General features: G+C 54.1%; 18 protein-coding genes. 16 read left to right on the top strand and 2 right to left on the bottom strand.

All coding sequences use genetic code 11. The features are described 5' to 3' along the window. The first annotated feature begins 8 nt into the window (after nucleotides 1-8). From FPZ49_RS12480 to FPZ49_RS12465, 4 genes are all read left to right on the top strand, one after another. Nucleotides 9-794 carry a class I SAM-dependent methyltransferase gene (locus tag FPZ49_RS12480; RefSeq protein ID WP_144847102.1) on the top strand — a complete coding sequence of 262 codons (786 nt, stop codon included), beginning with the start codon at nucleotides 9-11 and terminating at the stop codon, nucleotides 792-794. Further along, on the top strand, nucleotides 791-1,690 hold the full coding sequence (locus tag FPZ49_RS12475) for a DMT family transporter (RefSeq protein WP_144847100.1): 900 nt from the start codon (nucleotides 791-793) through the stop codon (nucleotides 1,688-1,690). Before FPZ49_RS12480 ends, FPZ49_RS12475 begins: the two co-directional genes overlap by 4 nt. A 63-nt stretch (nucleotides 1,691-1,753) precedes the next feature. Then, nucleotides 1,754-2,551: a carbon-nitrogen family hydrolase gene (locus tag FPZ49_RS12470; protein WP_144847098.1), complete on the top strand. Its 798-nt coding sequence runs from the start codon at nucleotides 1,754-1,756 to the stop codon at nucleotides 2,549-2,551. 146 nt (nucleotides 2,552-2,697) lie between these two features. Next, on the top strand, nucleotides 2,698-3,261 hold the full coding sequence (locus FPZ49_RS12465) for an FAD-dependent oxidoreductase (RefSeq protein WP_144847096.1): 564 nt from the start codon (nucleotides 2,698-2,700) through the stop codon (nucleotides 3,259-3,261). Between the two features lie 88 nt (nucleotides 3,262-3,349). On the opposite strand, the gene FPZ49_RS12460 is transcribed toward FPZ49_RS12465, so the two are convergent. Then, nucleotides 3,350-4,240: a LysR family transcriptional regulator gene (locus FPZ49_RS12460; protein ID WP_144847094.1), complete on the bottom strand. Its 891-nt coding sequence runs from the start codon at nucleotides 4,238-4,240 to the stop codon at nucleotides 3,350-3,352. A 487-nt stretch (nucleotides 4,241-4,727) separates the two neighbouring features. On the opposite strand from FPZ49_RS12460, the gene leuC reads away from it, so the two are divergent. The 6 genes from leuC (at nucleotide 4,728) to FPZ49_RS12430 (ending at nucleotide 11,297) form a co-directional block, all read left to right on the top strand. Beyond that, nucleotides 4,728-6,146 (top strand): 3-isopropylmalate dehydratase large subunit, encoded by a 1,419-nt coding sequence (gene leuC / locus FPZ49_RS12455; protein ID WP_144847092.1) that lies wholly within the window; start codon nucleotides 4,728-4,730, stop codon nucleotides 6,144-6,146. A gap of 36 nt (nucleotides 6,147-6,182) precedes the next feature. Then, nucleotides 6,183-6,788 carry a 3-isopropylmalate dehydratase small subunit gene (gene leuD, locus FPZ49_RS12450; RefSeq protein ID WP_144847090.1) on the top strand — a complete coding sequence of 202 codons (606 nt, stop codon included), beginning with the start codon at nucleotides 6,183-6,185 and terminating at the stop codon, nucleotides 6,786-6,788. Between the two features lie 286 nt (nucleotides 6,789-7,074). Beyond that, nucleotides 7,075-7,947 (top strand): 3-hydroxyacyl-CoA dehydrogenase family protein, encoded by an 873-nt coding sequence (locus FPZ49_RS12445; RefSeq protein ID WP_144847088.1) that lies wholly within the window; start codon nucleotides 7,075-7,077, stop codon nucleotides 7,945-7,947. Continuing rightward, nucleotides 7,944-9,158 carry an acetate/propionate family kinase gene (locus FPZ49_RS12440; RefSeq protein WP_144847086.1) on the top strand — a complete coding sequence of 405 codons (1,215 nt, stop codon included), beginning with the start codon at nucleotides 7,944-7,946 and terminating at the stop codon, nucleotides 9,156-9,158. The genes FPZ49_RS12445 and FPZ49_RS12440 overlap by 4 nt, the downstream gene beginning before the upstream one ends. A gap of 54 nt (nucleotides 9,159-9,212) precedes the next feature. Beyond that, nucleotides 9,213-10,511, top strand: coding sequence for an asparagine--tRNA ligase (gene asnS, locus FPZ49_RS12435; protein ID WP_144847085.1), 1,299 nt, complete (start codon nucleotides 9,213-9,215; stop codon nucleotides 10,509-10,511). Nucleotides 10,512-10,613: 102 nt separating this feature from the next. Further along, entirely contained in the window at nucleotides 10,614-11,297 is a 684-nt protein-coding gene (locus FPZ49_RS12430; protein WP_144847083.1) for a DnaD domain protein, read from the top strand. A 55-nt stretch (nucleotides 11,298-11,352) separates the two neighbouring features. On the opposite strand, the gene FPZ49_RS12425 is transcribed toward FPZ49_RS12430, so the two are convergent. Continuing rightward, nucleotides 11,353-12,018: an ankyrin repeat domain-containing protein gene (locus FPZ49_RS12425; protein ID WP_186445796.1), complete on the bottom strand. Its 666-nt coding sequence runs from the start codon at nucleotides 12,016-12,018 to the stop codon at nucleotides 11,353-11,355. A 212-nt stretch (nucleotides 12,019-12,230) separates the two neighbouring features. Between FPZ49_RS12425 and FPZ49_RS12420 the strand changes: the two genes are divergently transcribed. Genes FPZ49_RS12420 through FPZ49_RS12395 form a run of 6 tightly spaced genes read left to right on the top strand, consistent with a single transcriptional unit; the run spans nucleotide 12,231 to nucleotide 21,661 of the window. Next, entirely contained in the window at nucleotides 12,231-13,001 is a 771-nt protein-coding gene (locus FPZ49_RS12420) for an ABC transporter ATP-binding protein (RefSeq protein WP_144847079.1), read from the top strand. Next, nucleotides 12,961-14,067, top strand: a complete 1,107-nt coding sequence (locus tag FPZ49_RS12415) for an efflux RND transporter periplasmic adaptor subunit (RefSeq protein WP_261381373.1) — start codon at nucleotides 12,961-12,963, stop codon at nucleotides 14,065-14,067. The genes FPZ49_RS12420 and FPZ49_RS12415 overlap by 41 nt, the downstream gene beginning before the upstream one ends. Next, nucleotides 14,067-16,994, top strand: a complete 2,928-nt coding sequence (locus FPZ49_RS12410) for an ABC transporter permease (RefSeq protein WP_144847077.1) — start codon at nucleotides 14,067-14,069, stop codon at nucleotides 16,992-16,994. Before FPZ49_RS12415 ends, FPZ49_RS12410 begins: the two co-directional genes overlap by 1 nt. 4 nt (nucleotides 16,995-16,998) lie before the next feature. Beyond that, complete coding sequence (locus FPZ49_RS12405) at nucleotides 16,999-17,877, top strand: ABC transporter ATP-binding protein (protein ID WP_144847075.1); 879 nt, start codon at nucleotides 16,999-17,001, stop codon at nucleotides 17,875-17,877. Nucleotides 17,878-17,926: 49 nt separating this feature from the next. Next, a complete protein-coding gene (locus FPZ49_RS12400; RefSeq protein WP_144847073.1) occupies nucleotides 17,927-19,402 on the top strand; it encodes an ABC transporter substrate-binding protein in 1,476 nt (491 codons plus the stop codon). Between the two features lie 30 nt (nucleotides 19,403-19,432). Continuing rightward, on the top strand, nucleotides 19,433-21,661 hold the full coding sequence (locus FPZ49_RS12395; RefSeq protein WP_261381372.1) for a hypothetical protein: 2,229 nt from the start codon (nucleotides 19,433-19,435) through the stop codon (nucleotides 21,659-21,661). Nucleotides 21,662-21,827 lie beyond the last annotated feature (166 nt).

Raw genomic sequence — 21,827 nt, 5'->3', positions numbered from 1 at the left:
AGCTGCACATGCCGATCGAATTTCATGATGAGAAAAATAAGCATACGTACGTCGGCAGACGCGCCGATCAGGAATGGCTTACAATTATAGAAGAAAAGGTTGACGTAAAAGGTACAGTTGCGGTTGATATCGGCTGCGGCGGAGGCGTATACTCCATTGCACTAGCTGATCTGGGTGCTGCTGAGGTAATAGGAGTCGATTTCTCTGAGGCGATGCTGCAGGGAGCAAGGGAGTATTGTGCTGGCTATTCGCAAATTAGGTTTAAGCAAGGAAGCGCTGCAGATACCGGGCTTCAAGATGCCAGTGCTTGCGTGGTGTTGGAGCGGGCGTTGATTCATCATCTTACCGTGACGGAGCTTAAGAAAGCGATGAAGGAAGCGCGCAGAATTTTAAAAAACGGTGGAACCCTGATCGTGCAGGACCGGACGCCGGAGGATTGCTTGCTGGAAGGAAGCCGGGAGCATGCGCGAGGCTATTGGTTCGAACGCTTCCCAAAGCTCGCGTCGATGGAGACGAAGCGACGTCATTCGTTAACGACAGTAGGTGAGGCCTTGAGGGAAGCAGGCTTTCGGCAGGTCGAGGCTGTGCAGCTATGGGAGACTCGCAAGCGGTATGTGTCATTTGCGGACTACCGGGAAGAGCTATTGCAGCGAACGGGCCGATCGATTTTGCATGAGCTTACGGATGAGGAATTGAAGGTGCTGGCTGACAGGATTGAAAGCGAAGCGGGATACCGGCCTCAGGACACCGTTGTGGAAAAGGACCGCTGGACTGTGTGGTTTGCCAAATCATGAAGACAACACCCACCGAAGCCACCAAGAATCCGTATATCCTAATGCCTATTTTGCTTCTCATGTGGGGCTCGTTTGCTGCAGTCAATAAACTATTGCTCCGACATTTGGACAGTTATCAAGTGCTTTTTTATACGTATGGCATTGCCGCTGTGTCATTCTCTATCCTATTCATCGTGTGGTGGAAACGGAAGCCGAAGACAATCTGGACGGGCAAAAGCGTCATCTTATTGATGTGTTGCGGCGTGTTCACGTTTCTATACGACATACTATATGTCAAAGCGCTGGAGATGCTGCCCGCCGTCGAGGCGTCCATGCTCAATTATTTGTTTCCGATCTTTATCGTTTTGTTCGCCGTCCCCATGAATCATGAGAAGCTGAATAAATATAAGGTGATCTCCATCATCTTGGGCTTTGCCGGTACACTCCTGCTGGTGACCAAGGGAGACCTGGCCAGCCTCCATCTGACCAATCTGCTGGGCGACCTAATGGCAATCGCTGCGGCAGTATGCTGGGGCTTATATACGAACCTGCTCAAGAAAAATACGCTCGACCTATTTCACAGCACCTTGATCATCACGATAACTGCGTCTTTACTCTCAACCATTGGGATGGCCTTGAACTCGCGCTTCACGGTTCCGTCACTCCCGGATTTCTCATACCTGGCTTGGATCAGCTTGAGCACGCACGTTGTGGGCTTTTTTCTGTATTATCGGGCGCTGCAGTATGCCTCCGCTTCGCTAGTGGCGAGCTTTACGTATTTTACCCCTTTTATTACGCTGGGGCTGATTGTTCTGATGCTCGGTGAAAAGCTGACGCCGGTCGATCTGACGGCTTTCGCCCTAATATGTCTAGGAATGGTGTACAGCCGCAAGGTTAAAGCGACAGCAACGGGTTGAAGTTCGGGCCTGCTTGCACTATCATTTAAGAAACGTTGATTATAAAAAAGGTGGAGAAATCGGATGGCACAACAAGCATGGAATCTCGCACTGCTGCAAATGGACATCGCCATCGGCGAGCCGGAGCGCAATTTTGCCAAGCTGGAGCGGCTGCTGGAGGAAGCGGCAGCACATGAGCCGAAGCCGGATGTCATTATGTTTCCGGAGATGTGGAACACGGGGTACGCGTTGGAGCAGATTCAAGAGCTCTCCGATGTGAACGGAGAACGGACGGATGCGCTGCTCTCGGCTTTCAGCAAGAAGCATGGGGTGCTCATAATCGGCGGATCGATCGCGGAGAAAAAAGAAGGCGGCGTTTATAACACCATCTACGCCTATGACCGGGAAGGCGGCCGTGTGGCGGATTATTCGAAAATTCACCTGTTCCGTCTAATGGACGAGGAGAAGTTTCTGCAAAGCGGCGAGCGCGTAGGCCAGCTGGAGCTCGATGGCGTGCCGGCCGGGATGATGATCTGCTATGATATCCGGTTCCCGGAGCTGACCCGGAAGCTGGCGCTCGGGGGAGCGCAAATCGTCTTCGTGCCTGCCGAGTGGCCGAATCCGCGGCTGCATCATTGGCGCACGCTCTTGATGGCCCGGGCGATCGAAAATCAAATGTTCGTCGTGTCCTGCAACCGGGTGGGCGTGAGCGGGACGACGGAATTTTTCGGCCATTCGATGGTCATCGACCCGTGGGGCGAGGTGCTGGCCGAAGGCGATGAATCGGAGCAAATCATTCGCGCCCAGGTGGACCTGAGCACGGTAGCAGAGGTTCGCAGCCGCATTCCGATCTTCGAGGACCGTAGACCGCAGCTGTACTAAAAATGAGTTGAAATAGAGCGCAGAGCTGGCAGCGATGAGGTCAGTTTAGCGCTTTATTTTTTTGCACATACTAAATTTGATTTAGCAAACATTTATATTTATAATGTATATGAACCACAAATCTACTTAAGGGAGTGCGCGTACCTATGTATGATATCGCTATTATTGGTGCAGGTCCTGCAGGAGCCAGCGCGGCGCTTTTTGCTGCCAAAGCGGGGAAGAAAACCTTGGTTATCGATAATGACAAGAGCATAACCAAGCGGGCATGGATTCAAAATCATTACGGTATCAAGGATATTACGGGACCTGAGCTAGTGGATATTGGGAAGCAGCAGGCCATTCAGTTCGGAGCCGAAATCAAGACGGAGTCCGTCGTGAATATCGTGAAGTCGGAGTCCGGCTTTCAAGTCGAGACCGACGCCGGTACATATGATGCGAATCAAGTCATCGTAGCAACAGGGCTTTCGATCGATTTGGCGGAAAAAGCAGGGCTGAAGGTGAAGGACGGCACGGAGCCTCGCGTGAAATCGGTGATCGACGCGGATCAGAACGGGAAAACGAGCGTAGAGGGAATCTGGGCGGCAGGTGCTGCAGCAGGAGTCAGCCTGCATACGATTATTACGGCTGGGGACGGCGCGAAGGTAGCTATTAACGTGATCAGCCAGCTCAATGGCGCGCGGTATGTGGATCATGATGTGCTGAAGTCATAAGTTTAATATTATTGGATAGTTAGCGGTGATAATTCTTCTGGAATTATCACCGTTTTTGCTTTGCCCGAGTTAACCGTACACAGGGGTACTAGCTGGGAGAGACGACCTCTCTGAACGTTTCCATAAACTTAATGACGGCTTTGGATAAGTAGCGGCCCTTGCGATAGGCAACGACGAGCGTCCGGGTCGGCTTGCTCGACAGCGAACGATAGATGGGCGACAGCTCGCTCCAGCGCCCGCGAGTCAGCATCTGCGGGACAAAGGCGATGCCCATGCCTGCGGCGACCAAGGATTGTACCGTTTCAATATTGCTGCTCTCAAAGACGATGTTTGGCATAAAGCCGGCGTCATTGCACAGCTCGATGGCGATCTGGCGAAAGCCCTGCCCTTTTTTCAACGCGATAAAAGGCTCGTCCTTGAGCTGTCCGATCTCAATGGGGGCGGAGCTTTGCGCTAACGGATGCTGCGGCGGCACCGCCAGGATGATCTCTTCATCCATCAGCGGCTCGTAGGTGAGCGATTGATCCCCAAGCGGCAAAGACAGCAAGCTAATATCGGCTCCGCCGTTGCCCGTCAAATGCTCGAGGTTCGCCGTCGTTTCCTCGACCAGTACGATCTCAATCTCGGGGTACCGCGCCTGAAAGACAGGCAGCACCAGGGGAAGCACGTGGGCACCGGTGATTGGAAGGCTGCCGACGACCAGCTTCCCTTTGCGCATAAGTGAAATGTCTTCCATTTCCTGCTTCAGCTGCTCGACCATATCGAGTATTTTTTGCGCCTTCTCCACGAATTGCGAGCCAGCGTGCGTCACCTCGACCGAGTTGGTGGTGCGTTGAAATAACAGAACGCCGAGCTCCTTTTCCAATTTGGATAGCTGCTGGCTTAAGGAAGGCTGGGCGATATGAAGCTTTTCGGCGGCGCGGGAAAAGTTTTTCTCGATGGCAATTTGCAATGCATATTGAAGCTGACGAAGTTCCATAGTCTCGGATCTCCTTGTAGCGAGTTAGTTATTATTTTTACCTATAAGGATAACAGAAGTATAACAGAAAAAGGACCCCTTGCGGAGTCCTTCCCGACGGTGAATTGGATGGGTAATTCTGCCATGATCCTTAGGTTCTTACCTGTCCCCACGATTGCAGTACGGATACTACATCTACGTGCTGAAGGCACATCCCCTCACTTCAGTTGTAAACGAATTTACAACGAATTGGTTTCATTAACAACTACCTTAGTATTCTTCGTTAGATGGTCCAACGGAAAACACCTCTCTTTTCACCGTCGAAATCTAGAATGTCCGCAAAAAGGGATCGATATACTTTAGTGCCCTATAATAAATACCTATGAATGCTATAGATATTATATCTTGGAACAATGAAGATGGAAGTGCTAGTATAAGGTTATAGAAAATGCAATTATCGCATCGTTGCAGCGGATTGCAACATACTTAACACATTGAGGTGGAACCGATGGCAAAAACAATGTTCGAGAAAATTTGGGACAATCATGTCATTCATTCGGAGCAGGGCAAGCCAAGCATCATCTACATCGACCTGCAGCTCGTTCATGAAGTAACTTCCCCGCAAGCCTTCGAAGGTCTGCGCTTATCCGGCCGCAAGGTTCGCCGCCCGGATCTGACATTCGCAACAATGGATCACAACGTTCCAACGAAGGATCGTTTCAATATCACCGATCCGATCTCCAAGCAGCAAATCGACACGCTGTCGCAGAACTGTAAAGATTTCGGCGTTACCCTGTTCGACCTGGACAGCATCGACCAAGGTGTCGTGCACGTTATGGGTCCTGAGCTGGGCCTGACTCATCCAGGTAAAACGATTGTTTGCGGCGACAGCCACACTTCGACTCACGGCGCATTCGGCGCACTGGCTTTTGGTATCGGTACGAGTGAGGTTGAGCACGTGCTTGCTACGCAATGCTTGCAGCAAGCGAAGCCTAAGACGCTGGAAGTGCGCATCAACGGCAAGCTGAACGCAGGCGTAACGGCTAAGGACTTGATCCTCGGCGTGATCGCGAAGTACGGTACGGATTTTGCAACGGGCTATGTTCTCGAGTACACAGGTGAAGCGATTCGCGGCTTGTCCATGGAAGAGCGCATGACCGTATGTAACATGTCCATTGAAGCCGGCGCACGGGCAGGCTTGATCGCTCCGGACGAAACGACATTCGAATACCTGCGCGGACGCGAGTATGTGCCTCAAGGCGCTGCATTCGACGCTGCTGTAGCTGAATGGAAGCAATTGACTACGGACAGCGGTGCAGTTTATGACCGTGTAGTGGATTTTGACGCTGACAGCCTGATTCCGCAAGTTACCTGGGGCACAAGCCCAGGCATGGGTACAGACATTTCGGCTGCCGTTCCAAACCCAGCGGATTTTGCAACAGAGAACGAGCGTAAAGCATCCGAGAAAGCACTCGAGTACATGGGTCTGACACCAGGCACTCCGATGACGGAAATTCCTGTTGATTATGTATTTATCGGCTCCTGTACGAACGGCCGGATCGAAGACCTGCGCGCTGCGGCGGCTGTAGCTCAAGGCTACAAGGTATCTTCGAACGTAACTGCGATTGTGGTTCCAGGCTCGGGCCGCGTCAAAATTCAAGCGGAAAAAGAAGGCTTGGACAAAGTCTTCACCGAAGCAGGCTTTGAATGGCGCGATGCGGGCTGCAGCATGTGCCTTGCGATGAACCCTGACGTTCTGAAGCCAGGTCAACGCTGCGCATCGACATCGAACCGGAACTTCGAAGGTCGTCAAGGCCGCGATGGACGTACGCACCTCGTATCCCCGGCTATGGCAGCAGCTGCTGCAATCGAAGGACGCTTCACTGACGTGCGGAATTGGGAATTCAAATTAAAGCAGGAAGCTTAAAATACATTATTAATCAATAGCGAGGAGCAGACCGACATGGAAGCTTTTAAACAGCATACCGGCCTTGTAGGTCCGGTGGACCGCGTAAACGTGGATACGGACGCCATTATCCCTAAACAATTTTTGAAGCGGATCGAGCGTTCCGGCTTCGGACAATTCTTATTCTTCGAATGGCGCTTTGACCAAAGCGGCAAAGAAATCGCCAGCTTCAGCTTGAATCAACCGCGCTACCAAGGCGCATCGGTATTGATCTCCCGTGCCAACTTCGGCTGCGGCTCCTCCCGTGAGCACGCGCCATGGGCGATTCAAGACTACGGATTCCGCGTCGTGATCGCACCGTCGTATGCGGACATTTTCTACAACAACTGCTTCAAAAACGGCATCCTGCCGATCAAGCTCAGCGAAGAGCAAGTAGAAGAGCTGTTCCAACGCACAGCGGCTACAGAAGGCTACAAGCTGAACGTAGATCTGGAAAACAAAGTGATCACGGATGACCAAGGGTTGTCTATCAGCTTTGATCTGGATGAGCACCGCCGTCAATTCCTGCTGCTTGGGCTCGACGATATCGGCCTGACGCTGCAGCATGACGATAAGATCGCAGAATACGAAGCGAAGCATGAAGCTCGCTTGGCTTATAAGTAAGAAGCAAGCTCGTTGTCCCATTGGGGCGGCGGGCTTTTTTTTGTGCGTGAAAAGGGCTGGATATGGGAAATATAAGCATTATTTTCGTGCAAGGATCATTTATGAGCGGCTAACAGGTATTGGCGAACATGTGTTTGTGTATACGAAAATGATGTGCTAAGATTTAGATATACGTTGGATTGGCGCGGCAGATTATTTTTCGTACTATGACTGCTATCACAGACAAGAGCTAGCGATCTATAATAAGCTTGAATCATAACAGGGATAACCGTACAGGGGGGGCAGCATGGTGTTTACGAAAATCGGTGTGGTTGGGGCAGGCACGATGGGACAAGGTATTGCGGAGATGCTTTCCGCCAGCGGTCTTGAGGTCATCTTAATTGAACGTACGGCTGAGAAGCTGGAGCAGGCGATGGAATGCATCGTCATCAGCTTGGATAAGCAGCTGGAGAAGTGGGCAATAACCGAGGCGGAGAAAAAGTTGATCTTATCCCGCATTCATCCATATACAGAGTGGCAGCGGCTGGTTGATTGCCAGCTGGTGATCGAGTCGGTGAGCGAGGATATGGAGCTGAAGAAAGAGGTATTTCGCCAGCTGGACCAGCTTTGTCCGGAGGAAGTGATTTTGGCGAGTAATACATCAACGCTCAGCTTGACCGAGATGGCGGCAGTTACCGCACGCCCGGAGCGCGTGATAGGACTTCATTTTTTATATCCGGTGTCTAAAATTAATCTGGTGGAAATTATTCGCGGATTGAGAACGAGTGATGAGACCGCTGCACTAATCAAGCAGTTTGTCGAGGAGACGATCCAAAAACGCGGCATCCAAGTTTACGAATCGCCGGGCTTCGTGACAACGCGGCTCATCTGCGTGCTCATTAACGAGGCGCTGCATACGTTATCGGAGCGGGTGGCAAGTGCCGAGGATATCGATAGCGCGATGCGGATCGGCTATTCGTTTCATTATGGGCCGCTGGAGATGGCCGACCGTTTCGGGCTCGATTCCGTGTTGGATGCGATGGAGCGGATATTCCGAGAGTTCGGCGATGTGAAGTATCGGCCGTCGGTGCTGCTCAAACAAATGGTCAGGGCAGGGCAGCTGGGGACGAAGACAGGACAAGGCTTTTTTCGCTATGATAAGGATGGTGACCGGCTGTGAACATCTTGGTTATTAATGCCGGCAGCTCCTCGCTCAAGTTTCAGCTTTACGCGATGCAGTGGGAGTCTGTTTTGGCCAAAGGCAAGGTTGAGCGGATCGGCATGGACTCGGCGATTTTGACCTATGAGCCGACTGACATGCGGGAGGTTCGCGAAGTCAGCGAAATTCTGGAGCATACGACGGCCATCCGCAAAATGCTGAAGCTGCTCCTGCATCCGGAGCACGGGGTGCTGAAGGACATTCATGAGATTAATGCCGTAGGGCATCGCGTGGTGCATGGCGGGGAGTCGTTTTCCGGCTCGGCGATCGTCGATGATGAAGTGAAGCGCGAAATCAGGCGGCTGTTTGATCTTGCTCCTCTGCACAACCCGGCGCATATGCTCGGCATTCAGGCGGTCGAAGCGAATATGCCCAGCGTGCCGCAGGCGGTTGTTTTTGATACGGCGTTTCATCAGACGATGCCACCGGTAGCGTACCTGTATCCGATTCCGATGGTGCTGTACAAAAAGCATCAAATTCGGCGCTACGGGTTTCACGGTACCTCACATGCGTATGTCAGCGAGCGCGCTGCGGCGATTTTGGGGCGTCCTTTAGAAGATTTGAAAATCGTCACATGCCATATCGGCAACGGGGCGAGCTGTACCGCGGTAATGAACGGGAAATCGATGGATACTAGCATGGGTATGACTCCGCTCGAGGGGCTCATGATGGGGACACGCAGCGGCGACATCGATCCGGCGATCGTTCCGTATGCGATGGATAAGGAGGAGCTGACGCTCGGCGAAGTCAGTTCGATGCTCAACAAGCACAGCGGGTTAACGGCGATCTCACAGCTCGGGAGCGATATGCGCGAGATTACGGAGGCGATGGAAGCGGGGGACCGGAGCGCCCGCCTGGCGTTCGAGATGTACGAATACCGGCTGCGCAAATATATCGGAGCCTATGCGGCGGCGATGAACGGAATGGATGCGATTGTGTTTACGGCCGGTGTCGGTGAAAATTCGGCGGTGCTGCGCGCGGCGGTTTGCCGGAATCTTAGCTTTTTTGGGGTCGAGCTGGACGAAGAAGCGAACAGCCGGAGGGAATCCGGTGAACGGGTTATTACGCGGAACAGTTCGCGGGTTCAGGTGCTAGTCATCCCAACCAATGAGGAGCTTGTGATTGCCCGGGAAACGCACCAGTTGATTTTAAACCAAAATAATGTAGTATAATGGAGTAGAGAACCGCCCCGAACGTCTGTTCAGGGGATATCAGGAGGAAGTTTAATGAGCCGAACATTATGCATGATCCGCGAAGTAGGCGGACATATAAACGAGACGGTGACCATTGGCTGCTGGCTGCACAATATTCGTTCCAGCGGAAAAATCCGCTTTTTGCAGCTGCGCGACGGTTCCGGCTACATTCAAGGCGTTGTCGTTAAGAGCGAAGTGAGTGAACAGGTCTGGGAGGATGCCGGCAAGCTGACTCAAGAAAGCTCTGTATACGTTACGGGTACTGTGCGCGAGGATACGCGGAGCAAAGGCGGCTTTGAGCTGACGGTTACCGGCGTGGAAATCATTCAAGTAGCGACCGACTATCCGATTACACCTAAGGAGCATGGGGTCGATTTTCTGATGGATCATCGCCATCTTTGGATTCGTTCCCCGAAGCAGCGTGCTATTCTGGTTGTCCGGGCGCAAATTATTCGGGCAGTGCAGCAGTTTTTTGATGAGCGCGGCTTCCATTTGGTCGATCCGCCGATTTTGACGCCATCGTCATGTGAAGGTACGACGAACTTGTTCCATACGAAGTATTTTGACGAGGATGCGTTCTTGACTCAGAGCGGACAGCTGTACATGGAAGCTGCAGCGATGGCGCTGGGCCGGGTGTATTCCTTCGGGCCCACGTTCCGTGCCGAGAAGTCGAAGACGCGCCGGCATTTGATCGAGTTTTGGATGATCGAGCCGGAGATGGCGTTTGTGACGCATGAAGAAAACCTTGAGGTGCAGGAGCAGTTTATCTCGTATATCGTTTCTTCGGTGCTGGAGCACTGCCGTGCTGAGCTTGAGGTGCTGGGCCGCGATGTTTCCAAGCTGGAGAACATTCAAGCTCCGTTCCCACGGATTACATACGATGAAGCGGTCAAGTTCCTGAAATCGGAAGGCCATGAGTTCGACTGGGGCGAAGACTTCGGTGCGCCGCATGAAACGGCGATTGCGGAGAAATACGAGAAGCCGGTGTTCATTACCCACTATCCGACGGAGATTAAGGCGTTTTATATGAAGCCGGATCCGAACCGGCCGGAGGTTGTGCTGTGCGCGGACATGATCGCGCCGGAAGGCTATGGGGAAATCATCGGCGGAAGCCAGCGGATCGATGATCCGGACCTGATGGAGGAGCGCTTCCAGCAGCACGAGCTGTCCAAAGAAGCGTACCAATGGTATCTGGATCTTCGCAAATACGGCACGGTGCCGCATTCCGGCTTCGGGCTTGGGTTGGAGCGTACAGTAGCTTGGATTTGCGGCTTGGATCATGTGCGTGAGACGATTCCGTTCCCTCGTTTGCTGTATCGTTTGTATCCATAATGAAAGTTCATCGGGGGGCTGCGGCCTCCCGATTTTACGCGGTGTTGACAACGGATTGCTAGCGAATGGCAGTAACCGTTGCAACTCAAGGAGGGGCATCGCATGAGACGTGGCGATACGGATGCTCAGCCCCTGCCGTCCATGCTGCTCATGGGCTGGCAGGAGGGGAATGTCGACGTTCCCTACTGGCTGTTCCAATATTATACGCAGCTTCGGCTGCACGAGCTCGATGTCATGCTGATTCTTCATGTGATGGCGTTCAAGCAGAAGGAAGGCAAAGACTTTCCGACACTGGAGGAGCTCAAATCGCGCATGTCGGTCCCGCAGGAGAAGGTCATTACATCTCTGCAAAAGCTGCTGAAGGAAGGGCTGCTCCTGATCGACGAGGAGACCGACCCGGTCAGCGGCGTGCATTCGGAGAAGTACAACTGGCGGCCGCTGATGCAGCGGCTGGCGGAATGTCGGGCGGACGAGCTCCAGCAGGCGCGATTGATGCAGCGCAAAGCTGCGGAGGGGAAAGGGCGCTCGGAGCGGAAGGATGTGTTCTCGATTTTCGAGAACGAGTTCGGCCGGCCGCTTACGCCGATGGAGCTGGAGTCGATCGCCGGCTGGATCGATAAGGACGGCTATCCGGAGGAACTGATCCTCGCCGGCTTGAAGGAAGCGGTGTTTGCAGGTAAGGTGCATTTTCGCTACATTGACCGCATTTTGCTGGAATGGCAGCGCAACCGGATTACAACGGTGGAGCAGGCGAAGGAGCATTCGCAGAAGTTCCGCTCGCGATAAGATGTTGAAAGGGCCCTTGCCGCTGGAATCTCAGGCGGCAAGGGCCCTTTGGTGTTTAGCGCGCGAGCAGCGGCTCGAGCTGCTCCGCGTGGCCGGCGCGGCGCGCGAGCTCGAGCGGCGTCGCGCCGTCGTCACTCGCGGCGTGCGGGTCCGCGCCGCGCTCGAGCAGCAGGCGGACGAGCTCCGCCTGCCCGTTCTGGGACGCCGAGTGCAGCGGCGTCCAACCGCTTTGCTGGCGCGCGTGCACGTCCGCGCCATGCTCGATCAGCATGCGCGCGAGCGCCGCATGCCGGCCTGCGGCAGCCGAGTGCAGCGGCTGCACGCGCATCGCGTTGCGCGACGCCGCGTGGACGTCGGCGCCGCGCAGCAGCAGCTCGCCCGCGACGTCGACGCGGCCGAAGAACGCCGCGAGCCCGAGCGGCGAAAAGCCGTCGTGCGAGACGCCGTTCACCAGGCTGGGCTCGGCATCGAGCCCAGCCTGGACGGCGTCCAGCCGCCCGACGGCCGCCGCCTCGAACACGCTCAGCGTGACCCCTCGCTGCAGCAGCAGCTCCACGATCGGCTTCGCGCCGTAGTATTGCGCCAGCAGCAGCGGACTGTTACCCTGCGCGTCCCGTTCATGGGCCGCGTGCGGCGAGGCGTCCAGCACAGCATTCGCCTGTGCGGCATCCCGGGCTTTGATGGCTTTGATCAATTGCTCCAATGAGGTACTGGTATTCATGCTGCGAAACCCCTCCCCGATTCGATTAACTCCCATAATATGCCAAGCTATGCTGGCGGTCAATTGGTTTTCAGCGCCCAAATTTTTTACAAAAACTGTAGTCTTTTCGTAACCTTTTTTTCACGGCCGACGTCTATACTTATGAAGAATGGATGAAATATCCAATTTGCTAGATTGATAGGAAAGGAACAAGGGAGGAACAGAGAATCCAGATGAGAACATGGCTGCGTAGACAAAGACCGACAGCCGACTTACAGGCACAACGCGAAGAGAGCAACCCCAGCTTGCTGCCGCCGATCGATACGAGCCAGCCACTGCTGACGGTCAGCGGGGTGGAGCGCTCGTTTCCCGTTGGGGGACAGCAGCTGCACGTGCTGCGGGGCATTGAGCTGGAGCTGTACCCGCTGCAGCTGGTCATGCTGAAGGGGCGCTCCGGCTCGGGTAAGACGACGCTGCTGAACCTGATTGGCGGGCTGGATCAGCCGAATCGGGGGACGATTCATTTTCAAGGCCATCCGTTTCATCTTTGCAGTGACGACCAGCGGACCGTAATCCGGCGCAAGGAGCTAGGCTTTATTTTTCAATCGTTTGCGTTAATGCCGCTGCTCTCCGCCTGGGAGAATGTGGAGCTGTCGCTGCGGATGGCGGACGTGCCGCGACCCGGGTGGAAGGCACGGGTGACGCATTGCTTGGAGCTGGTGGGCTTAAGCAAACGGATGCACCATCGGCCGTTTGAGCTGTCCGGGGGAGAGCAGCAGCGGGTAGCGATAGCCAAAGCGATTGCTCACAAGCCGAGTCTGCTGCTGGCGGATGAGCCGACCGCGGAGCTTGATTCCCAGATGGGCGCCCAGGTCATGGGGGTATTCCGTGAAATCATCCAAACCGAGCGCATGACCATCTGCATGACGACGCATGACCCGACGATAATGGAGGTTGCCGACCGTGTTTACGAAATGGTGGACGGAAAATTTATTAACAGTTAAGGCAGTAACGAAACCACTGCTGCTCGTCTGCATCGCGGCATCCCTGCTGGTTTCTTCAGGCTGCTCCTTGCTGCCCAAGGAGGAGGTCGAGGAGACGCTGCCGGCGATTACGCCGCCAAAGCTGTCCAAGAAGCCGGAATACGTCGTCAAGACGGATACGCTGGAAACGAAGGTTCGGGGCTCAGGCAAGCTGATGGCAACTGTGGAAGAGGACTTATATTTTACCGATGAGGCTAACCGTAGAATCAAGAACGTGGCTGTCAAAAGCGGCGACAAAGTGGAGAAGGGCCAGCTCATCGCTGAGCTGGATGTGACGGAGCTGGAGAGCCAGGTGAAGCAAAAAAGGCTGCAAACCCGCAAAGATGAGCTCGATATGATCGATAAGCTGCGAAAAGCGGATGAGATGAGCGCGGATCAGCTGGAGCAGGCGAAGATCGATTTTGAGCTGAAGCGCGAGGAGCTGAACAAGCTGGAGAGCACGATTGCCGGGGCGAAGCTGACGGCGCCGTTCACTGGCACGATCGTTTCCGTGTATCTGCAAAAAGGCGATACTGCCAAAGCCTACGATGCCGTAGCAACGATAGCCGATCTGGCTCAATTGACGGTGGCGGCGACGCTGAGTGCGGACGATTTGAAGAAAGTGGCCGTCGGGATGGACGCCGTGATCGATATTAATGCCGCCGGCCAGCATAAAGGCAAGGTACTTCAGCTTCCGAATCCTAGAACGACGAACACGAACGGAGGGGCAAACGGCAGCGGTGCGGCAGGGGGACAGCAAAAGCAGCCGGATTCGATCGACAATTACTTGATCGTTCAGTTGGATCCGTTTCCGCCAGGGTTGAACAGGGGAACGCCGCTTAGCGTATCCATCATTACACAGCGCAAGGAGAAGGCGATCACGATTCCGCTGGCGGCGCTGCGCTCCTATGCTGGACGCAACTACGTGCAGATTGTAGACGATCAAGGCAATAAACGGGAAGTGGATGTGGAAATCGGCCAGCAGACATCTACTGATGTGGAGATTGTGAAAGGCCTCACGCCGGGACAGAAAGTAGTGGGACGCTGATGCCGATGCTCCGATTTTTGTTCCGAAAAATGTGGAATACCCGCTGGCTGACGCTCAGTACGCTGGCCGGGCTGATCATGGCGGTCGCCTTTACGACCAGCATTCCCATGTACTCGGACGGCTCACTGAAGCGGGTCGTATCCAAATCGCTGGAGGAAAAAAGCGAAGGCTTGCCGGCCGGCTCCGTGCTGATCCGCTATCAGGCGTCCGGCAGCGACCGTGCCGATCTGGATGCGCTTAGCGATGTCGATCAATATATCAAGGAGCAGCTGCCTCAAGAGATTGCTTTTCCGACGCAGGCTTATGTTCGCAGCTATTCGATCCGCGGTTCGCAGCTGGTGCCTGACGATCCGACCAAGGTGGATCCCAGCAAGCGCAGGCAGCTTACCTTAATGGCTCAGAACGGGCTGAAGGAGCAGGTCGAGCTGACCCAGGGCAGCTGGTATGCGGAGCAGCCGCAAAATGGCGTCGTCGAGGTCGTTATCTATGAGGAAGCGATGTATCGGAACGACATCCATGTCGGGGACGTGTATAGCTATCCGATCACGGGCGGGCTCGGCATCGCGCCGCTGAAGGTGAAGGTGACCGGAGCATTCAAGCCGAAGAATGACGCGAATCCGTACTGGTTTCAAGGTATGGAGGGACTTGCGACCTCCTTTTTCATGAGCGAAGCGGGCTTTTCCGACTATCTATTGAAAAACAAGAAGATTCCGCTCAACTTGGCGAACTGGTTTTATGCGTTCGATCTGAGAGAAATTCAAACCAGCCAGCTCTCGCCATTGGAGCGCAAGTTGGAGCGGCTGGACATTACACTGTACCAAAAGCTGAAAAATACGCGTGTAGACATCTCGTTCGTGCCGATGCTGCAGGAATTCAAGGTGCAAAGCGTGCAGCTTCAAATTTTGCTGTTTACGTTGGCGGCGCCGATGATTGCGATGGTGTTCTACTACATCGTGATGAACGCCCGACAGTCGTTGGATCGTCAGCGCAACGTCATCGCCGTGATTCGCAGCCGGGGCGGCAGCACGCGGCAAATCATTTGGATCTACCTGCTTGAAGGCTTAATCCTGGGCGTAACAGCGATGCTGCTGGGACCGATGCTCGGCTGGTTTATGGCGAAGAGCATCGGCTCCTCGAGCGGCTTTCTAACCTTCGTTGACCGTCAAGCGGTCCCGGTCGGCGTATCCACGGAAGCGCTAATGTACGGTGTTGCGGCGGTTGTCATCGCGCTGCTTGCCAGTGTCATTCCCGCCATCGTGTATGCCAAAGCGTCGATTGTCAGCTACAAGCAGAAGCTGGCGCGTTCGGACCACAAACCATTTTGGCAAAAGTGGTTTCTGGATGTGCTGCTGCTCGCACTTGTCGGCTATGGCTATTACTTGTTTGGTCAGCGGCAGGATTTGTTCGGCCAGACTGGGCTGACGACCGATCAGCTGCAGGTGCATCCACTGTTGTTCTTTATTCCGGCGCTGTCGATTATCGGGCTGGGGCTGTTTATTCTGCGGCTCTTCCCGTGGCTCTTGAAGATGGGCAATTGGCTCGGCCAGCGAATTTTGCCGGTTCCGGTGTACTTGACGCTGACGCAGCTGTCCCGTTCGTCCACGGCTTATTATCCCCTCATGCTGCTGCTGATTTTGACACTCGGTCTGGGCGTATACAATGCGTCGGCGGCGCGGACCATCGATTTGAACTCGACCGACCGCATACTGTATGCCTATGGCACGGATGTCGTGCTGAAGGCGGATTGGGAAGCGGTGTCTGATGAGCTGCCGCAGGCTCCCGATCAGAACGATAAGCAAGGCGGCGCGGGGCAAGGCGGATCTGGTCAAGGCAGCGGCAGCGGTAGCGGTACGGGCCAAGGACAAGGTCAAGGCCAGGGCGGTGCGGGCCAGCCTGGTGCAGGCAGTGGCGTGGAGCCTCCTCCGAAAATGCGCTACATCGAGCCGCCGTTTGCCGTGTTCCGCGAGCTGGAAGGCGTCGAGCATGCCGCACGGGTGCTGCAGACCAAGAGCAATATCATCGTCTCCGGCAAGTCGCTCGGTCAAGGGATGCTGATGGGCATCGATAATGTTGATTTTGCCCAAGTGGCGTGGTTCCGCAAGGATTTGTTCAAGGTACATCCCAACATTTACTTGAATTTGCTCGGACAATATGAGCAGGCGGTCATCATCCCTACGTCTTTTGCCGAGAAAAATCATCTAAAGCCGGGCGATTTAATGAGCATTACGGTGGCTCAGCAGCCGGTGGAGTTTATTGTCGTCGCGACGGTTCCGTACTGGCCTAGCCAATATCCCGAGCAGACGCCGTTTTTTATCGCCAATCTGGACTATATTTACGATCAAGCGCCGGTCACGCCGTACGATGTCTGGATCAAAATGAAGGATAACGCTAAAGTCACGCCGATCCTCGAGGGGCTCAAAGCGAAAAAAATCGATATCGCCAGCGTCAAGGACGTTCGCAATGAGCTGATTACGCAGAAAAAGCATCCGGCCAGGGGCGGTGTGTTCGGCATTCTCAGCCTGGGCTTCCTCGTTTCCGTGCTGGTATCGCTGATCGGGTATATTTTGTACTGGTTCTTTAATTTATCGAATCGGGTGGTGCAATTCGGCGTGCTGAGGGCGATGGGTTTGTCCAGAAAACAGCTGACCGGCATGCTGCTGCTCGAGCAGGTATTCACTGCAGGACTGGCGATTGCGCTCGGTTTTGGCATCGGCAAATTGACGAGCTATCTGTTTCTGCCGTTTCTGCAAACTGCAGAGAACGTGAAGACGCAGGTGCCGCCGTTTCGTGTCGTATTTGACGCTCGGGATAACGATCAGCTGCTTGGCGTCGTGGCCGTCATGATGTTAACCGGAGCAGCGCTCCTGTTTCTGCACATTCGTCGCCTTCGCGTCCATCAGGCCGTGAAGCTGGGAGAGGAGAAATAAGCCTGTGATTATATGCGAGGGACTCGTCAAAATTTACAAAACCGACGAGATCGAGGTCGTGGCGCTGCAAGGGCTGAACATCTCCGTCTCTGAAGGCGAGATGATGGCGATTATTGGCAACAGCGGCAGCGGTAAATCGACGCTTCTGAACATTCTTGGTGGGCTTGACCGCCCTTCGGCCGGACAGGTGCAGGTGGGCGACTGGAATTTGCTGAAAATTACCGATGACGAGCTGGTCCGCTACAAACGCGAAACCGTCGGCTTTATCTGGCAAAATAACGCGCGCAACCTCGTGCCCTATTTGACGGCGCTGGAGAACGTGGAAATGCCGATGATGCTCAGCGGCAAGTATGATCGGGCGTATGCCAAGCAGCTGCTCGAATGGGTGGGGCTCAAGGAGCGGTTTCATAACAAGCTGCAGCAGCTATCCGGCGGTGAACAGCAGCGGGTCGCTATTGCCATTGCGCTGGCGAATCGTCCGTCCATGCTGCTCGCTGACGAGCCGACCGGCTCCGTCGATACGCGAACGTCGGATATGATCATGGATATTTTCCGGCGGCTTAACCGGGAGCTTGGCGTCACGATTGTCATTGTCACCCACGATATGACGCTGGCCAGCAAAGTGGACCGTGTAGTAGCGATTCGCGACGGGATGACGAGCACCGAATTCATCAAGCGGAATCCGAACCTGGATCGGGCAGAGCAGGAGACGGCTGCAGGGCGGGGCTCCATTCATGACGTGCATGAGGAATATGTCGTGTTGGACCGCGCAGGCCGGCTGCAAATTCCTAAGGCCTACCTGCAGGCGCTGGGCATCGAGGGGAAGGCTTCCATGGAATTTGATGGCGAGAAAATCATTATCCGTCCGCCGAAGTCGATCTAATTGAAGTTTCGTACACATATATAAAATACGATTTTTCGGAGGGAACCCTATGAACAACAAGCATGTGCAACGAACGGTTCTAGCCACATTAAGCGTTGGTCTGATGGGTACGGTGCTGGCCGCTTGTACCAAAGTGAATCCGGCGGACAGTAAAACCGAGCGGGTCATCCGCATTGCCACCAGCATGGGCTACAGCGCGCAGGACGATTATTTTCGGCAGCGGTTCACGGAGCTGTTTGAGTTTGCCAATCCGAACATTAAGATCGAGCTGATTCCGACGAATGACGAGCGCTACATGTACGGCGGACGCCCGAATCCGGGGGAGCGGCCCAAGGATCCGTACGATACGCTGAAGGAGGTCATGCAGGGCGATAATCCGCCGGATGTGGTCATGGTTAGTTACGAACAATTGCCTGACTTGATCTCCAACAACATGTTGTCGCAGCTGGACCCGATGATTACCAAAGACAAATTCGATACGTCGGATTTCGTCCCAGCGGTCATTGACGGCATCAAGAAGATGGGGGAAGGCAAGCTGTACGCTTTGGCGCCGACATTCAACTCGTCTGCGGTCATCTATAATAAGAAGATGTTCGACGAGGCCGGTGTGCCGTATCCGAAGGATAAGATGACCTGGGAGGAAATGTTCGACCTGGCCCGCCGGATGGCGAAGGGTGACGGTGCCGACCGCAAATACGGCTTTTCGTTCTCCACGCAAAATATGGGCGGCGACATTTATAACACGTCCCAAATTTATACTGCTCCGCTGCAGCTGAGAATGTTTGATGAAAAAGGCGAAAAAATGACCGTCGACTCCGATCAGTGGGAGAAGGTGTGGAAAGCGCTGCTGCAGCTCAAAACAGAAAAGCTCGTGCCGGAGCAGCAGGATCCCGCCCAGATGAAGGCCCGGATGATAAACGCAAGCTCGGATAACTATAACCCGTTCCAGTATGACGATTTCCTATCCAATCGCGTCGCGACGGCGGTCATCAATTACGGCCAAATTAATCAAATCACCAATGCGATGAAAAACGCCCAAAATATTAAAGGCTTTACGCCATTCGATTGGGATGTCGTGACGCTCCCGGTTCATCAAGAAGCGCCAGATGTAGGCGGTTATATAAGCATGGACGGCATCATGGCGATCAACGCGAAAGCGCAAAATGCCAGTGACGCCTGGAAATACATCAAGTTTATTAACGGTGAAGAATGGGCTCGTCTGAAAGCCGGCAGCTCCTACCAGATCGTGTCGCGCCAAAAGTACATTAAGCCGAGAGACGGCGTGCAGATGAATATTAAAGCATTCACCACGCTCCTGCCGGCACCGCAGCTGGATTCCAAGCTATATCGCGATAAGCCGGGCTTATATCAAGTGAACAGCATCGGCAGCAAATTGTTCAAGGATGTCGTCGACGGCAAGCTGCAGGTGAGAGCCGCATTAAAGCAGTGGCAGACGGAAGGCGACGCCATGCTGCAGCAGATCAAAGAAAATCCGAACGGTCCGATCAAGCCGCTGCCGAGATAATAACAATCGCACCAGGGAGGTAACAGCCAGATGAGTCCGATGAAACTAAAACAACGTTCAAGCATCCTGCTGCTTGCAGCCGCTTTAACCTTTACTTCCGCGTGCCCGGCAAGGGCAGACGATGGGGGCGGCACAACCGTACCTCCTTCTGGCAGCAGCACCGTTTTCTCCACCGGCAGTGCGCCTGCGCTTGGACAAATTCCGATCGGCAACACGGGCAGCATCGTACTGAAAAATGTCATGCTGCTGCCCGAGCAGGGGAAGCAGACGGTGACGTTCACGCTGACGGTCAACAATGAAGGCAGCAGTGATTTGCTTTTTATCGATTATTGGGTCCGGTTGAAGACGACTACGGGGAATCAAATTTCCGTACACGTGCTTCCGCAGGATAAAGATAAGAACCGCGTAACGCCAAAGTCCAGCCTGGATATTAGCTTTTATGCCGAAGTGAACGAGTCGACGGAGCTGAAAGACTTGATATTCCAATTCATTAAGTGGGATTTCAATCAATCCAGCTTTGAACGCACCATCGGTGAAATTGCCGTGCCAAGCGACTACAGCATCGTTACTTCCGCCGGCGAAGCGCAAACGATCCAAATGGCGAGCAGTCCGGTAAAGACTTCGATCAAGAAAGTGCTGCTCAGCAAAAATGAGAAGAACTATACGCCGACCGTCGTGCTGACCTTAGACAATGCAGGGACTCGAAGCGCACAGCTGCCGGGCTATCAATATTTGCTGCGTACCACGGAAGGGTATATGTATCCTTTGGATCTGAGGGGGGGCAAGGATTTAACGATCAATCCGCAAATGAGCAAAGACGTGGAGCTTACAGGCTCCGTGCCCGTGTCGGTGTCCACCGAGGGCTGGCAGCTTGTGATCATTCAAAATGCGGCGGATCTGAAGCTGAACCTGCCGATCGCGTTTTTTGCGATGCCGGCCGTGTCCCAAGCCGACACCGTTGATTCGGGAAAGCCATACCCGTTTACGACTAATGCAGGAACGTATACCGCGACGCTCAACAACATTCAGCGCTTGCCGTGGGAGGATCAGGATATCGTGACGGCCAGTCTGACGCTGTCCAATACCGGGACGGAGTCATTGCCGATCCCGGATTTGACGGGTTATTTTATGCTCGATGATGCCGTGAAGGTGGAGACGAAGCTGGTCCGCACGGACAAAGTGATCGGTCTGGCACCGAATGGGGCGGCACAATTCCAATTCGTCGGCAAAATTCCATATACTTATGAGTTCGCCAAAATCAAGCTGGTGCTGCAGGAGAAAACGGCTGGCGGCGATGCGGCGGCCTCTGGGACTTCGGGAAGCTCTGGCGTCTCTAGTTCAGGACAACCGAGCGATCTGCTCGAATTCGTCCATCAGTCCGAGCTGCTGCAGGTGCCGTATCACAACATCGGCGAAGCGTACAAAATTAAGAGCGTCGGACGCAGGGCCAGCTACAAGGTAAGTACAGTCGCCACCTACAAGGGGGAGACAGGAGACACGTTTGCAGTTCAGCTGGAGGCGTCGAACCTGGAAAAGCGCTTCACGGATGTGACGAAGCTGGTGGCCCACTTCAAAACGATCGACGGCACCGTCTACCCGGCCAACGTCTCCGAAATCAAGAAGAAGATCAGCCCGGGCGGCGCTGCGCTTCTGTTATTGACCAGCAGCATTCCCAAGGGCCTCAGCACAACCGGCATGACACTTATGATTGGTGAAGCAGTGACCGAAGATAAGCTGACGGAGGTGGATAAGAAGCCTGATGCGTATGTGAATGCCGCCGTGCTTTGGCTGCCGGAAGAGCAGACTAACGTGGCGGAACAATTTAAGGAGCTGGATCTCGAGCCGTACAAATTCTCGATGAGCAAGATCTATACGCAGCTGAACTCGGAGGGCGTGACGCTGACCTTTGACTATGAGCTGAGTAAAAATTTGCTGCTGGAGTCCAATATGGAGGGGCGCAAGCTGATCATTAACCTGGAGGACGAGAACGGCAAGGTATCGCTGTCCAAGGAATTTGATCTCAAAGCGCTGGAAGGCTCGGCGGACGGAGGCGGCTCGTCAGGGGGAAGTGTTACTAATGACGCGGGCGCGCTGAAGCTGGGCAAGCACGAGGAATTCAAGGTTGTCGTGAACGATCGGAATCTGATTTATGCCCTGCAATTCCTCAAAACGTATAAGCTGAATGTGTACGATGCCTTCCAAGGGCAAAAGAAGCTGCTGGCCTCCAGACAAATCGCGTGGTTTACACAAACGGACTAACTTCTGTGAAACCGCTCCTGCACTGATCGCGTATGACAGTGCAGGGCGTTTTTTTTATTGCTGTTTTCCCGGTAGTTAAGGAATGGTTAAATTTCACTGGGGCATATTGACACAATTTAGCAGTTCGATTATGTTATTATCGTTAACAACTTTCTTAACGATAATA

It is taken from the genome of Paenibacillus cremeus (genome assembly GCF_007786445.1).
Lineage (GTDB): Bacteria > Bacillota > Bacilli > Paenibacillales > NBRC-103111 > Paenibacillus_G > Paenibacillus_G cremeus.
The sequence above is the reverse complement of the archived record's forward strand: the minus strand, read 5'-3'. Positions and strand labels throughout refer to the sequence as shown.